Here is a 13,963-nt window from a genome sequence, read left to right as displayed (position 1 = left end):
CAAGAACGGGGCTGGATAAGTTAGGTAAGCCTACCTTAATGACGACCCGTGCCAAGGCCGCGCGGGGGGCCTTGGCGGCGCCGTCGTGCGGGCGCCGGCGCGGGCCTGACCGCCGCGTTGACCCCGTCGCGGCTGTACGGTTAGGCTCACCTAAGTTTCATCGTTCGTACGTCATGTCGCTTGCGGCACACCATTGTTCAACGCTTCGCGCGACTCGCGGGGCACTCGGAAGCGCCGCCAGGGGAGTGGTCCTTGTCTGTCGAAGCCCGGGCGGCGTCCGGAAGCGAGACCGCCGGTCCCGTCGTGCCCACGGCGCGGCCGTCGTCGGTGGCCCTGCGCGGTCTCGGGCTTCTCGTGACGCTCGGCGCGCTCGTCCTCGTCTCACTGATCAGTGTCTGGGTGGGCACCAGAGGGATTCCGTTCGCCTCGACATGGGACCTCCTGTGGCGTCCTGACGCGTCGGAAGCCTCCGTCATCATCCACGACTACCGGATCCCCCGTACCGTCCTCGGCCTCCTCGTCGGAGTGGCCCTCGGGCTGTCCGGCGCCCTGATGCAGGCCCTGACACGCAATCCGCTCGCCGACCCCGGACTGCTCGGGGTGAACCTGGGCGCCTCCACGGGCGTCGTCGTGGCCATCGCCTTCATGGGAGTGGCCGCGCCTCTCGGCTATGTGTGGTTCGCCCTCGCCGGGGCGGCCGCGGCGTCGATGGTTGTCCATCTCCTGGGTTCCTCCGGGCGCAAACTGGCCACCCCCGACCGGCTCGTCGTCGCGGGAGCGGCCGTGACCGCCGTGCTGTACGCCTTCAACTGGGGTGTGCTGCTCTTCGATCCGGAGGCGTTCGACCAGTTCCGCTTCTGGACCGTGGGCTCTCTCGCGGGCCGGTACTACGACATCGTGTTCCTCGTCCTGCCGTTCGTCGCCGTCGGTACGATCGTCGCTTTCCTCCTTGCCCCGTCCCTCAACGCCCTGGCGATGGGCGACCAGATGGGGCGTGCCCTGGGCGTGAACGTCGGCCGCACCCGCGTGCTGTCGGCGGTCGCCGTGATGCTGCTGTGCGGCGCCGCCACCGCCGCCGTCGGGCCGATCAGCTTCGTGGGCCTGGCCGTTCCGCACGTCGCTCGGTTCCTCTCCGGAACCGACCAGCGCTGGGTGCTCGCGTACTCGATGCTGCTCGCACCGGTCCTGCTCGTCGGCTCGGACGTGCTGGGGCGTGTGCTCGGCGCTCCGGGCGAGGTACAGGTCGGCATCGTCACCGCGTTCATCGGCGCGCCCTTGTTCATCGCGCTGTGCCGCCGTCGAAAGCTGGTCATGCTGTGAGTGCCGTGGACGAGGCGAAAACCTCCGGGCCCGGATCCGCCGGCACCCCCGCCCCCCGCGTCATCAGCGGCCGGGTCGTCCGCACCGGAGCGGGCGGTGTCTCGCTACGCGTGCAGGGCCGGGTGTTCGCCGTGACCGCCCTGCTGCTCGTCGCGCTGATCGTCGTCATGGGGGTCACCCTGACCACCGGCGACTTTCCTCTCTCCGTCGGGGAGGTCCTCCGGGCCCTGACCGGTAACGGATCCGACGCCGCCGACTTCGTCGTCAACACCCTGCGCATGCCGCGCATCCTGAGCGCGGTGTTCGTCGGCGCGGCCCTCGCGGTGAGCGGGGCGATCCTGCAGAGCCTCACCCGCAACTCCCTCGGCAGCCCCGACATCATCGGCTTCACCAACGGCTCCGCCGTGGGCGCGCTCGTCGTCATCATCGTGCTGCACGGCAGCATGACCCAGATCGCGTTCGGCGCGCTGGTCGGGGGTCTCGTCACGGCCCTCGCCGTCAACCTCCTCATGGTCGGCCGCGGGTTGCAGGGTTTCCGGCTGGTCGTCATCGGCATCGGCGTCAGCGCCCTGCTGCTCGCCGTCAACTCGTACCTGGTCACCCGGGCGACCTTCCAGGAGGCCCTGGAGGCCCAGGCGTGGCTGATCGGCAGCCTGGGGAACCGACTGTGGACGCACGCGAACGCCATCGGTCTCGCCCTCGCCGTGCTGCTGCCGCCGGCCTTCCTCCTCTCCCGCCGCCTCACCATGGTGGAGATGGGCGACACCACCGCCATGGCGCTCGGCGTCGACGTGCGGCGCACCCGCACGGTCCTCCTTGTGATCAGCGTCGCCCTCGCCGCGTTCGCCACCGCCGTCACCGGCCCCATCTGGTTCATCGCCCTGGCCGCGCCCCAGGTGTGCCGCAGGCTCACCCGGTCGTCCGGCCCCGCGCTGCTGCCGTCCGCCCTCATGGGCGCCTTTCTGCTCGCCCTGAGCGACCTCGTCGTGCAGCGGGTCTTCGCACCCGCGCTTCTTCCGGTGGGCACGGCGACCGGCGCCATCGGCGGGCTGTACCTCATCTGGCTGCTGATCACCGAATCACGAAAGAGCCGCGCATGACCGGAACGAACTCCCCGCAGCCCCGGCTGCGTGCCGAGGACCTCACGCTGTCCTACGACCAGCGGACCGTGGCCACGTCCCTGAGCGTCGACATCCCCGACCACTCCTTCACGGTGATCATCGGGCCGAACGCCTGCGGCAAGTCGACGCTGCTCACGGCGCTGGCCCGGATGCTCAAGCCCAAGGCCGGGCAGGTCTACCTCGACGGCGCCGCCATCGCCTCGTACCGCTCCCGTGAGGTCGCCCGCCGCCTCGGCCTGCTCCCGCAGTCGTCCAGCGCGCCGGGCGGCATCACGGCCGGCGACCTCGTGGCCCGTGGCCGGTACCCGCACCAGCGGCTGCTGAAGCAGTGGTCCGCCGAGGACGAGGCCGCTGTCGTCGAAGCGATGCGGCAGACCGACGTACTCGACCTTGCCGACCGCCCCGTGGACGACCTCTCCGGCGGCCAGCGGCAGCGCGTCTGGCTGTCCATGGTGCTGGCGCAGCAGACCTCCATCCTGCTGCTGGATGAACCGACCACCTACCTCGACATCGCCCATCAGGTCGAGGTGCTCGACCTGTGCGCCGAACTCCACGCCCGCAAGGGCCACACCGTCGTCGCGGTCCTGCACGACCTCAACCAGGCGTGCCGCTACGCCACTCACCTCATCGTGATGCGGCCCGGCGGAGTCATCGCCGCCCAGGGAGACCCGGCGACCGTCATGACCGCCGAGCTCGTCGAGGACGTGTTCGGCCTGCCCTGCCGGATCATCGGCGACCCCGAGACCGGCACCCCGCTGATGGTCCCGGCCGCCCCCAGGCGGTACGAGCCGGATGCCGGCGCGGCCGGCATCCCGGACTCGGCCACCGACGCCGTGCTGGCCGAAAGCTCCTAGGCCCTGTCCGGTCGATCTTCGTGGATCAGCCGACTTGGCGACACTCTTAGGTAAGGCTAACCTAACCTTGATGGTGTTTCATCGAGGTGACACGGCGTACCAAGAGGGCGTCTTGCACGGTAGAACCGAGGAAGGTACGTCTTGATCACGGCCAGGCCGCGCCACGCAAGGCAGTTGTCCGACGCGCTCCACCCCAGGTGTCAACCTTCCGCCGCGGTCCGCCCGGTGCGTCCCGCCCGCCCCCGGGACGCCGTGGCGCTTGCCGCTCTTTCCGCGCCGTTCGTCCGCTCGGGCGCGCTGCGTGCCCGGCCGTTCCAGGTCTACGCCTGGCACGCCACCGACTTCCTGGTGGCCGAGGCGCCGGACGGAACGCTGGACGGCTGCCTGGCGCTTCGTGTCCACCCCGAGCCGACGCACGACGGGCGGGTGACCGGCGTGCTGTACAACTTCTGCGTCTCGCACGGCAGACAGGGCAGCGGGCTGGGCGCACAGCTCCTGACCGCCGCCCTTACCGAGGGGAGATCGCGGGCAGTTGACACGTTGTTCACCGCGACCACCGGAAGCGGCCGCCTCTTCCTCCACCACGGCTTCACCCAGGTCTCCCCTCGCCTTGCCCCGGAGACCTGGGCGCGGTCGCTGGATCCGCGGCGCGGTGCCAAGGTCCTCGCCCGCGTCCTGTGACCATGGCCCGGCGCACGGCCGGCACCACGACGGGGAGGGCCCGAGCCGGATGGCTCGGGCCCTCCCCGTTGTGACGATGTGCCCGGGTCAGGTGCCCAGGATGCCGGGCAGATCCTTCACCAGCGCAGCTATCTCCTCCTCCGTGACCGTCAGAGGAGGAGCCAGCCGTACGGTCGACGTGCCCGCGGTGTTGACCGCGATCCCGCCGGTGAAGTCCGTGTACGCGCGGCCCGATTCGTCCCACACCGTGCTGACCGCACCCCGGACCAGCGCCAGCGGGGGAGTGCCGTATGTGTCCATCATGACCGCACTCCAGCGGTGCGCGAGTGGTTCGGCGCTGTCGTCGGCGCTCATGTGCGGTCCTCCTTGGCCTCGGCCTCCTTGGCCTCGGCCTCCCCGTCCGGGACGACCGTCGTGCCCGGGCCCTCCTCGGCCTCGGCGAAGACGCCGTGCAGCAAGGCGTGCGGCACCCGGCCGTCCAGTACTTGGGCTTTGCGGACACCCGCGCGTACCGCCCGCAGGCAGCCCTCCATCTTCGGGAGCATGCCGCTCGCGAGCCCCGGGAGCAGCGCGTCCAGTTCACCGGCCGTGAGCCGGCCGATCACCTCGGTGCTGTGCGGCCAGTCCGCGTACAGCCCCTCGACGTCGGTCAGCACCACCAGTCGCTCCGCGCCGAGCGCGGCGGCGAGCGCCGACGCCGCGAGATCGGCGTTGACGTTGTAGACCTCCCCGTCCGCGCCCCGGGCGATGGGTGAGACGACGGGGATACGGCCCGCGTCGAGCAGTGTGCGCAGGGCGCCGGGGTCCACGCTCACGACCTCGCCGACGAGTCCGATGTCCACCGTCCGCCCGTTCACCCGTGCCGGGCGTCGTACGGCTGTCATGGTGTGCGCGTCCTCGCCCGACATGCCCACGGCGTAGGGGCCGTGGGCGTTGAGGGCGCCGACCAGATCCCGCTGGACCTGGCCGGTCAGCACCATGCGGGCCACGTCCATGGTCTCGGGTGTGGTCACGCGCAGCCCCGCCTCGAAACGGACCTCCAGGCCGAGGCGGTCGAGCATCGCGCTGATCTGGGGTCCGCCCCCATGAACGACGACGGGCCGCAGACCCGCTTGCCGCAGCTCCACGACGTCCTGCGCGAACGTCCGCTGGAGCGCGGTGTCCACCATGGCGTTACCGCCGAATTTGATGACCACGATGCGGCCCTGGAGGTCCTTGAGCCACGGCGGATCCGCGGTGACCAGGCCGGCGGTCGTGCCGTACCGGCCGAGGGGGAGTGATCTCATCCGCGTCGTCCCCTGCCCCTGCCCGTTCATGAGCTGTACGCGCTGTTCTCATGGACGTACGCAGCGCTGAGGTCATTGGTCCAGATCGACGCCGAGCTGTCGCCGGCGCGCAGATCCACCGTGACCGTGATCCGGCGGCCGGACAGGTCGGCCTTGTCCCTGGACTCGCCCGCCGCGCCGTCCCGGCACACCCAGACATCGTTGATCGCCACGTCCAGCTGGTCGGGATCGAAGACGGCCGACGTGGTGCCGATCGCCGACAGCACCCGGCCCCAGTTCGGATCCTCCCCGTTCAGCGCGCACTTGAGGAGGTTGTTCCGTGCCACGGACCGGCCCACCTCGACGGCGTCCTCCTGCGAGGCGGCGCCGACGACCGCCACCTCGATCTCCTTGGTCGCGCCCTCGGCGTCCGCCACCAGCTGCTGTGCCAGATCCAGGCACACCGCGTGCAGGGCCTCGGCGAAGTCCGCGGGATCGGGGGCGACTCCCGAGGCGCCGGACGCGAGCAGCAGCACCGTGTCGTTGGTGGACATACAGCCGTCGGAGTCCACCCGGTCGAAGGTGGTGCGCACCGCCTCACGGAGCGTCGATTCGAGAGCGGACGCGCTGACATCGGCATCCGTGGTGAGGACGACCAGCATGGTGGCGAGCCCGGGGGCGAGCATGCCCGCGCCCTTCGCCATCCCGCCCACCGTCCAGCCTCCCCCAGCCTCCGTCCGGGGGGATCCCCCGGAGACCACGGCGGTCTTGTGCACCGAGTCCGTCGTCTTGATGGCGACGGCCGCGTCCTCCCCGCCCTCGGCCGACAGCTGGTCCGCGGCGGTGTCGATGCCCACCGTGACCCTGTCCATCGGCAGGTGGACGCCGATGAGGCCGGTGGAGCACACCGCGACGTCGTACGGGTCCACATCCAGGGCCTGTGCCGTCCGCTCGGCCATCAGCAGCGCGTCAGCGGCGCCCGCCCGCCCCGTACAGGCGTTGGCGCCACCGGAGTTGAGGACCACAGCCGCTATGCGGCCGTCGGCCGGGGCGCGTCGGGACCAGCGTACGGGCGCGGCCTGTACGCGGTTGGAGGTGAAGACGCCGGCGGCGGCCTGCGACGGCCCTCGGTTCACCACAAGAGCCAGGTCGCGATCACCGAATTCCTTGAGGCCGGCGGCCACACCGCCGGCAAGGAATCCACGGGCAGCGGTCACACTCACGGAGCCACTCCATTCGTGGGCAGGCCCAGCCGTTCCGGCAGGCCGAGGGCGACATTCATGCTCTGCACCGCGCCACCCGCGGTGCCCTTCGTCAGGTTGTCGATGGCGCTCACGCAGATCAGCCGGCCGCAGTCCGGGTCCACGGCGACCTGCACCAGGGCCGTGTTGGACCCGACCACGGCGGCGGTCGAAGGCCACTGTCCGGGCGGCAGCAGCCGTACGAACGGCTCGTCGGCGTAGGCGGCTTCGTAGGCCGCGCGCACCTCGTCCTCCCCGGCTGCGGCCGCGTCCTGGCGGAGGCGGGCCGAGCAGGTGGCGAGGATGCCCCGGGGCATGGGAGCCAGGGTCGGCGTGAAGGAGACCGTCACGCGCTCGCCCGCCACCCGGGAGAGGTTCTGCGTCAGCTCGGGCGTGTGCCGGTGGCCGCCCCCTACTCCGTACGGGCTCATGGAGCCCATCACCTCGGCGCCGAGCAACTGCTGCCTGAGCGCCCGTCCGGCCCCTGATGTGCCGCTGGCAGCGACGATCACCGCCTCCGGCTCCACCAGGCGGGCGCCGTAGGCGGGGAACAACGCCAACGTGACCGCGGTCGGATAGCAACCGGGTACGGCGATCCGGTGAGCCCCCGACAACTCCGCTCGCGCGCCGGGCAGTTCGGGAAGGCCGTACGGCCATGTGCCCGCGTGCTCCGATCCGTAGAAGCGCTTCCACTCGGCGGCGTCCCGCAGCCGGAAGTCCGCGGCGCAGTCCACGATCAGGGTGTCCCCGAGGGCGCCGGCGAGCGGCGCCGATTCGCCGTGGGGGAGGGCGAGAAACACGACGTCGTGCCCGCGCAGGACTTCGGCCGAGGTCGGCTCCAGCGTATGGCCGGCGAACGCGGCCAGATGCGGATGCGTGTCTCCGACGCGGCGGCCCGCGTTGCTGTGGGCCGTAACGGCGCCGATCTCCACGCCGGGATGGGTGGCCAGGAGGCGCAGCAGTTCACCGCCGGCGTAGCCACTGGCCCCGGCCACCGCGACCCGTACGGTCATCTTCGTTCCGTCTCTTCTTGTCTGGAGGAGCTGGTGCATGGGGGGAGGCGGAAGCGGGTTTTCACGCGTTCCGCGTTGACTTGTGGATCAGCAGGTCGCGCAGCAGCGCGTCCGTCGTGCAGACCACACCGCTCCTGGCCGCCCACCGCAGCGCCATGGCGTTGTGGCGCCCGTTCGCCAGCGGATGTTCGCCCGGGCGTGGAGCCGGCGGGGCGATGATGGCCGCGGCATCGGGCTCGTCGCCGATTCCGGAACCCCAGACGTCCCCCATGAGCCCGCGCTGACCGGGCAGCTGGGCGGCCGGCTCGGCACTGAAGACCACCGGCATGCCGTGGTTCTGCATGTCGTGGACGAGAAGCGCCGCCCTGCTGGGGTCGATGGCCCAGGGGGCGCTCGACGCGGGGAGTGCGGAGCGGTCGGGTAGCGGATACGACGCGATGACGGGCAAGCCCATGACTATCCCTCCCCGGACGGCGAACACGCACCCCACGCACCGAATAAACTTAGCTAAGCCTAGCCTAACTTGCAGGGCGTCCGGTCGCGTCGCCTCCAGTGGGCGAGGGTGCGCAACTGTTCTTTCGGCACGCCGAGTTGTTCGCGGGCGAAGGATGTGAGGGCGCTCGGCCGGTCCACGGTCGGCGCGCGGCCGCGATTCGCAGGGCCGCACGGACGGCCAGGTCGCGTAATCTGCCCGAATGGGCCGCGGCGGCAGGGCCGACGACGACACCACCCGACGCCGGCTTCCGCGAGGTGGGCGCTCGTCGATCCGGACAGTGAACAGGGGAACCACATGCACGCCAAACGCATCATGGCCAACCTCCGGGTGGCTGACGTCGACGCGGCGAGAAGCTTCTACACCGACTACCTCGGGCTGAGCACCGAGGAGTTCAACATGGGGTGGGTGGCCCGCTACACCTCCCCCGAAACCGGGGCGAACATCCAGCTCGTCACGCGCGACGCCACCTCATCCGAGGACTCGGCCGTCTCCGTGCTCACGGACGACGTCGACTCCGCCTACGCGGAGGCGCAGGAACTGGGGCTCGAGATCGTGCGCCCGCTGACGACGGAAGCCTGGGGCGTGCGCCGTTTCCTCGTCCGGGCACCGGACGGCAACGTCATCAACATCGTGAACCACCGGGACTGAGCCCGCACCAGAGCCCCGAGCGGGTCCGCCCACACCTGCTTCCCCCAGGGGAGCGCGTCGGTGCCCCAGTCCTCCGCCAGCTCCGCCACGATCGCGAGGCCGCGCCCACTCTCCTCGTCGGCGCCCAGACCCCAGACGGCGAGCGCGGCGCGCACCAGGCGGCGGGCTGTCGCGGCGCTCTCCGGCTCGCGCGGGAGGGTCTCGCTGTACCCGGGACACCCGATCGGGCGCGGGAAGGTGGCCATGGTCACCGGACACGCTCCCCCGGCCCGCGTCCCCGGTTCGGGGCTCTGCGTGGTCGGCACGGACAGACGGCAAGGCATGCGAAGGGGGTCATGCCCTCAACCGTGACGACACCGCCTCGGCAACTTCAATGGCAGTCTGACGAGTCATCAGCTCGAAGTATCAAAAGCCCAGTTCCGTGGTCAGAGTGGTAGACGCACGAGATCGGCAAGTTGACGTGTCTGGTCGGTGAGCGTGCGCCGCCGCGCGATCGTGTCGGCGAGCGTGTCACGGGCGTAGGGCTGTTCGGCGATCCATTCGGGGGCCTCGGCCGCGACCTCCCCCAGCACTTCGAGCGCGCGGCCGTGCTGACGCGTCATCGTGTACGCCTTCGCCACATCGAGCCTGTGACGGTGGTACTCGGACCCCGTACCGCCCTTCAGCCGAGGGGCGATCTCCAGCACCTCGTCAGGCCGGTCCATCACGACCCCCTGTTCGGCGGCCTTGTAGGCGACCGTGGCTGGCCCCCAGGTGGCGATCCGCACGTCCCCGTGCCGGAGCGGCCCCGTGGCGACCGCCGCCGACCGGGCGAGGCGCAGCATGTCGGCGGCCTCCCCTCCCCGGTTGTCCCGGAGAGCTGCCGCATGTCCCTGAATCAGCAGCCACCCCCAAGCGGCGATCTCTTCGGCAGTCGCCCGGGACATACGGGGTTCGGCGTTGTCCGCCCACTTCACCGCCAGGTCGCGAGCGGCGTCGAACCGTCCTTGCCTCACCAGCAGCCATGACCAGGTGGTGACGACGCTTGCGGCCCGGAGACGGTCCGGCGCTTCGTCAAGGGCACGGCGTAGCGCGGTCTCGGCGGCGGCGAACTGGCGGGCGCCCGTCAGGGTCGATCCCGCGATCTGGAGAAGCTGGGCACGGGCCGCCCGTGCGGCTGGGGCGTCCCCGAGGGCTTCAGCATCCCGCAGGAGCGGTACCAGGAGGTCCACGGCCTCACGCATGCGCTTGCCGAAGTGGGCCTCCCTGACGGCCTCCAGGCCGTTCATGACACCGAGGGTCGTCGGTTCCTCGTCGGGCTGCTCGGCGGGGCGCTCCACTGCGCGCTGAAGGGCTTGCCACGGCTCGGGCGCGGGGCGGGGCTCGGCGGGCGTACGCGCCACCAGTGCGGTGGTGGGTACCCGAAGGGCGGCAGCCAGCTTGCGAGCGGTCTCCATGCGCGTGTCGGCGAGCACGCCCTGTTCCAGCTTCGCGATCAGTGAGCGGCTGACCTTCGATGCTCGCGCCAGTTCGCGCTGCGAGAGTCCGCGCCGCTCGCGGATCTCGCGCAGCCGGTCCCCGAGGCCGTGTTCGTCGGACATAGGCCCTCCTTCGGTGCTCCCTCCCGACGGTACCCAGCTAGCGTGGTTCTGCGGTAACAACCGGATGACCGGCCCCGAAGGGGGTCGGGCGCGCTGCGGCTTCGTGCCGTTCAGCCGGCGGGCAGTTCATGCCGCCCCTTCACGGCCATGCCCCGCAGAAGGCCCGCCATGACAGGTGCGATCCCCTGTTCGCCTCTCTCGCCCACGCGCGCACGGCGATCGGGCCATTCCACCGTCGGGGACCGCCAAGGCGCCCTGCGGTCGCTGGGGCACGCGGAAGACGCTCTGGCGAAGGTGTCCACGGACGAGTCCCGACCGTCCTGGGTGGCGTTCTACGGCCCTGCGGAGCTGCTGGCCGTCAACTGCCATTGGATCCGACAGACGTTGATCGGCGTGCACGCGGAACTGCACGCCGACCGGATGGCGGACGACGACTTCCGGCAGAAGTTCCCCTGGTTCGTGGATCACTGGGGAGGCAACCCCGGCTTCTCCTGCGTGATCGCGTACGACGGCGCCGACGTGGTGGGGTTCGCGTACGGCGCCCCTGGCGCGGGGGGTCGGGAGTGGTGGCGCGAGCACCTGGACCCGGCGCCGGAGAAAGGCCGCACGTTCCACTTCTCCGAGCTGATGGTGCGTGAGCGGTGGCGGAAGACGGGCGCGGCCGAGCGCCTTCACCGAGCGCTGATGAACGCCAGGAACGAAGATCTCGCGGTGCTCCTGGTGGACGTGACGCACCCGAAGGTGGAAGCCCTGTACGAGTCCTGGGGGTACAGGAGGGTCGGGGAGGACCAGCCGTTCCCGGACTCCCCGGTGTACGCCGTGATGCTCGTGGCTCTGCCGTTGGCCTGAGCGGAGCGGTTGCACGCACAGACCACGGCCGTGCCGGCGGACGTCGTGGCGCGGACCACCGGCCGGCCGCGCGAGGCGTGCGAGCCGGGGGCGGCTGTACGCGAACGGGATCTCGGCGTGGACAGTCTCTCGCTACTCGAAGTGGTGGAAACCCTCCAAGGGCGGTTGGGCATTACTGTCCCGGACGAGGTGACCGCCCGTATCCGCACGGTTGCAGACTTGCAGGATGCGGTGGGCTCCCTCGCCGCCGCCCCATCCCCATCCCCGTCTACGACCTCCGAGGACACAGGCTCATGAGCGAACGCGTCATCATCCCCCGCAACCGCGGTTTCCTGTCCATCGATTCCCACCCGGCGGGCTGCGAGCGCGTGGTGGAGGACATGTGGCAGGCCGTCCCCTCCTCCCCGACGGCCGCACCGGATCGTGCTCCCGTGGCGCTCGTGCTCGGATCGTCCGCCGGGTACGGGCTGGCCGCGACCATCGCCGGTCTGGCGCGGGCCGGTATCCGGGGTATCGGTGTGTGCTTCGAGAAGGCACCGGGACGGCGCACCGGTACGGCCGGCTGGTATCGCACGGCCGCCACCGCGGACCTCGCCCGGCGCCACGGCCGCGACATGGTCTTCCTCAACGGCGACGCGTTCTCCGACGCCATGAAGGATCAGGTCGCCGGCCTTCTTCAGCAGCGCTTCGGCGGACGGCTGGACTACCTCATCTACTCGCTGGCCGCACCCCGCCGTACCGACCCCGACACAGGCGTCACCTACGCCTCGGTGCTCAAGCCCATCGGCGCGGCGCACCGGACGAAGACGCTCGTCTTCGACGACAACGTGCCCGAGGTACGGGAGGTGGAATCCCCGGCGGCCGAGGGCGACGACACCGCCCAGACGGTCGCCGTGATGGGCGGCACCGACTGGGAGCGCTGGATCGACCACCTCGCCGCCCGCGAGCTGCTCGCGGACGGCTTCAAGACGGCCGCGCTCTCCTACATCGGTTCCTCGCTGACCGGCGCGATCTACCGCCAGGGCACCATCGGCGTCGCGAAGGCCCACCTCGAAGAAACGGCGCGCACGCTGGACGAGCGACTGGGCAAGCTCGTCGGCGGCCGGGCGGTGACCTCCGTCAACGGGGCCGCCGTCACCCAGTCCTCGACCGCCATCCCCGGCATCGCCCTGTATGTCGGACTGCTGCGCGGAGTCGTCGGCGACGCGATGGTGCCGCCCGTCGGCCAGCTCACCGAGCTGTGGGACCAGCTCACCGGGGTCCGCCCGCTCGACCTGGACGACGAAGGCCGCGTACGCCTGGACACCTGGGAGCTCGATCCCGGCGTCCAGGCCGCCATCACCGATCGGTGGAACGCGGCGACCACCGGCACCATCTCCGCGCTCGCCGACCTCGACTGGTTCCGCGCCGAAGTCCTGCGCCTGTACGGCTTCGCCGTGCCCCACGTCGACTACACGGCGCCGGTCGAGACCGACATCCCCTGGCCCGACCCCGCTTCATGACCCCCCCCAGAACGCGGTGCGGCGGGTCCGTTTGTGCGATTCCCGACCCCTCTCCCGTGAGAAATTGTGAGATATGGGAGCGTGAGCGGGTGAGTGAGACGATGACTAAGACCCTGCAATACCGCATGGACGGACCCGAGGACGCTCCCGTCCTGATCCTGGGTCCTTCCCTCGGCACCACCTGGCACATGTGGGATCGGCAGGTACCCGAGCTGGCCCGCCAGTGGCGGGTGTTCCGCTTCGACCTGCCCGGCCACGGCGGCGCCCCCGCGCACCCGGCCACCAGCGTTCCCGAGCTGGTGGAACGCCTGCTGGCGACGCTCGACGGGCTCGGGGTGCAGCGCTTCGGCTATGTGGGCTGCTCCATCGCCGGTGCCATCGGCGCGGAGCTGGCGCTGCGCCGCCCCGACCGGATCGCCTCGCTCGCCCTGGTGGCCGCCTCGCCCCGGTTCGGCACGGCCGACGAGTTCCGCCAGCGCGGGGTGATCGTCCGCGCCAACGGTCTGGATCCGATGGCCCGTACGGCGCCCGAGCGCTGGTTCACGCCCGGCTTCGCCGCCGCCCAGCCGGCCATCGTCGAATGGGCCGTCCAGATGGTCCGTACCACCGACCCCGGCTGCTACATCGCCGCCTGCGAGGCGCTCGCCGCCTTCGACATCCGGGCGGAGCTGGGCCGGATCGCCGTGCCGACCCTGGTCCTGGTCGGCGCCGAGGACCAGGTCACCGGGCCGGCCGAGGCACGCACCCTGGTGGCGGGGATCCCGGACGCCCGGCTCGCGCTGGTCCCCGGCGCCTCCCATCTGGCGCCCGTCGAGCAGCCCGCCGCCGTCACGGATCTGCTCGCCCATCACTTCTCCACCGCCTGGTACAACCCGTCCGACACCTCCACCGGCCTGACCGTGCTGCCCGACCGGATGACGTCGCCCTCGCTGTCCGCGACGGTCGGCCCGGTCGCCGAGATCGCCCCCGCCGCCGAGCAGCCGGAGGCCGTGTCCGCCGGGCGGCCCGATCCGTACGAAGCGGGGATGCGGGTACGCCGTCAGGTGCTCGGGAACGCCCATGTCGACCGCGCCATGGACGCCGGCGACTTCGACGGCGACTTCCAGGAGCTGATCACCCGCTACGCCTGGGGCGAGGTGTGGACCAGGGAGGGCCTGGACCGCCGCACCCGCAGCGCCGTGACGCTGACCGCGCTGGTCGCGGGCGGGCATCTGGAGGAGCTGGCCTTCCACACCCGGGCCGCTCTGCGCAACGGCCTCACCCCCGCGGAGATCAAGGAAGTGCTGATCCAGACGGCCGTCTACTGCGGCGTCCCGGCGGCGAACTCGGCGTTCCGGGTGGCCCGGGCCGTGATCCAAGAGGAGACGACGCCCGAGACGTAGCACCATGGCGG

The 13,963-nt window shown here is 71.1% G+C and carries 15 protein-coding genes and 1 pseudogene; 9 read left to right on the top strand and 7 right to left on the bottom strand.

Annotated features, from left to right (window positions below; translation table 11 throughout):
- The first annotated feature begins 252 nt into the window (after positions 1 to 252).
- From ACFVWW_RS06195 to ACFVWW_RS06180, 4 genes are all read left to right on the top strand, one after another.
- Positions 253 to 1,320: a FecCD family ABC transporter permease gene (locus ACFVWW_RS06195; protein WP_386876210.1), complete on the top strand. Its 1,068-nt coding sequence runs from the start codon at positions 253 to 255 to the stop codon at positions 1,318 to 1,320.
- Positions 1,317 to 2,420 carry a FecCD family ABC transporter permease gene (locus tag ACFVWW_RS06190; protein ID WP_386876208.1) on the top strand — a complete coding sequence of 368 codons (1,104 nt, stop codon included), beginning with the start codon at positions 1,317 to 1,319 and terminating at the stop codon, positions 2,418 to 2,420. Before ACFVWW_RS06195 ends, ACFVWW_RS06190 begins: the two co-directional genes overlap by 4 nt.
- The gene (locus tag ACFVWW_RS06185; RefSeq protein WP_384190959.1) at positions 2,417 to 3,295 is read left to right on the top strand and encodes an ABC transporter ATP-binding protein; all 879 of its coding nucleotides are present in this window, start codon (positions 2,417 to 2,419) and stop codon (positions 3,293 to 3,295) included. The genes ACFVWW_RS06190 and ACFVWW_RS06185 overlap by 4 nt, the downstream gene beginning before the upstream one ends.
- A gap of 225 nt (positions 3,296 to 3,520) precedes the next feature.
- Positions 3,521 to 3,976, top strand: coding sequence for a GNAT family N-acetyltransferase (locus ACFVWW_RS06180; protein WP_389679259.1), 456 nt, complete (start codon positions 3,521 to 3,523; stop codon positions 3,974 to 3,976).
- A gap of 87 nt (positions 3,977 to 4,063) precedes the next feature.
- Here ACFVWW_RS06180 and ACFVWW_RS06175 read toward each other — a convergent pair whose 3' ends face one another.
- From ACFVWW_RS06175 to ACFVWW_RS06155, 5 genes are all read right to left on the bottom strand, one after another.
- A complete protein-coding gene (locus tag ACFVWW_RS06175) occupies positions 4,064 to 4,330 on the bottom strand; it encodes a hypothetical protein (protein ID WP_384335351.1) in 267 nt (88 codons plus the stop codon).
- The gene (gene argB, locus ACFVWW_RS06170) at positions 4,327 to 5,262 is read right to left on the bottom strand and encodes an acetylglutamate kinase (protein WP_386876204.1); all 936 of its coding nucleotides are present in this window, start codon (positions 5,260 to 5,262) and stop codon (positions 4,327 to 4,329) included. The genes ACFVWW_RS06175 and argB overlap by 4 nt, the downstream gene beginning before the upstream one ends.
- 26 nt (positions 5,263 to 5,288) lie before the next feature.
- Entirely contained in the window at positions 5,289 to 6,464 is a 1,176-nt protein-coding gene (gene argJ, locus ACFVWW_RS06165) for a bifunctional glutamate N-acetyltransferase/amino-acid acetyltransferase ArgJ (RefSeq protein WP_386876203.1), read from the bottom strand.
- Positions 6,461 to 7,495, bottom strand: a complete 1,035-nt coding sequence (gene argC, locus ACFVWW_RS06160; protein ID WP_386876201.1) for an N-acetyl-gamma-glutamyl-phosphate reductase — start codon at positions 7,493 to 7,495, stop codon at positions 6,461 to 6,463. Before argC ends, argJ begins: the two co-directional genes overlap by 4 nt.
- A gap of 61 nt (positions 7,496 to 7,556) precedes the next feature.
- Positions 7,557 to 7,949, bottom strand: coding sequence for a hypothetical protein (locus tag ACFVWW_RS06155; RefSeq protein ID WP_386876199.1), 393 nt, complete (start codon positions 7,947 to 7,949; stop codon positions 7,557 to 7,559).
- Positions 7,950 to 8,285: 336 nt separating this feature from the next.
- Here ACFVWW_RS06155 and ACFVWW_RS06150 point away from each other — a divergent pair, with 336 nt between their 5' ends.
- Positions 8,286 to 8,639: a VOC family protein gene (locus tag ACFVWW_RS06150; RefSeq protein WP_384181216.1), complete on the top strand. Its 354-nt coding sequence runs from the start codon at positions 8,286 to 8,288 to the stop codon at positions 8,637 to 8,639.
- A 23-nt stretch (positions 8,640 to 8,662) separates the two neighbouring features.
- Here ACFVWW_RS06150 and ACFVWW_RS06145 read toward each other — a convergent pair.
- Positions 8,663 to 8,884, bottom strand: a pseudogene (locus ACFVWW_RS06145) (ATP-binding protein); the annotation flags it as partial.
- 180 nt (positions 8,885 to 9,064) lie between these two features.
- Positions 9,065 to 10,219 (bottom strand): helix-turn-helix domain-containing protein, encoded by a 1,155-nt coding sequence (locus ACFVWW_RS06140; RefSeq protein WP_384335336.1) that lies wholly within the window; start codon positions 10,217 to 10,219, stop codon positions 9,065 to 9,067.
- Positions 10,220 to 10,543: 324 nt separating this feature from the next.
- On the opposite strand from ACFVWW_RS06140, the gene ACFVWW_RS06135 reads away from it, so the two are divergent.
- The 4 genes from ACFVWW_RS06135 to pcaC all read left to right on the top strand — a co-directional run bounded on the left by ACFVWW_RS06135 (position 10,544) and on the right by pcaC (position 13,952).
- Positions 10,544 to 11,068 (top strand): GNAT family N-acetyltransferase, encoded by a 525-nt coding sequence (locus tag ACFVWW_RS06135; RefSeq protein WP_386876774.1) that lies wholly within the window; start codon positions 10,544 to 10,546, stop codon positions 11,066 to 11,068.
- Between the two features lie 30 nt (positions 11,069 to 11,098).
- Positions 11,099 to 11,365, top strand: coding sequence for an acyl carrier protein (locus ACFVWW_RS06130; RefSeq protein WP_386876772.1), 267 nt, complete (start codon positions 11,099 to 11,101; stop codon positions 11,363 to 11,365).
- Positions 11,362 to 12,570: an enoyl-[acyl-carrier-protein] reductase FabV gene (gene fabV, locus ACFVWW_RS06125; RefSeq protein ID WP_386876197.1), complete on the top strand. Its 1,209-nt coding sequence runs from the start codon at positions 11,362 to 11,364 to the stop codon at positions 12,568 to 12,570. Before ACFVWW_RS06130 ends, fabV begins: the two co-directional genes overlap by 4 nt.
- 89 nt (positions 12,571 to 12,659) lie before the next feature.
- Positions 12,660 to 13,952, top strand: a complete 1,293-nt coding sequence (gene pcaC, locus ACFVWW_RS06120) for a 4-carboxymuconolactone decarboxylase (RefSeq protein WP_384181224.1) — start codon at positions 12,660 to 12,662, stop codon at positions 13,950 to 13,952.
- Positions 13,953 to 13,963: the final 11 nt, after the last annotated feature.

It is taken from the genome of Streptomyces sp. NPDC058198, from assembly GCF_042882605.1.
Taxonomy (GTDB): domain Bacteria; phylum Actinomycetota; class Actinomycetes; order Streptomycetales; family Streptomycetaceae; genus Streptomyces.
This window is presented reverse-complemented; position numbering and strand designations above follow the sequence as displayed.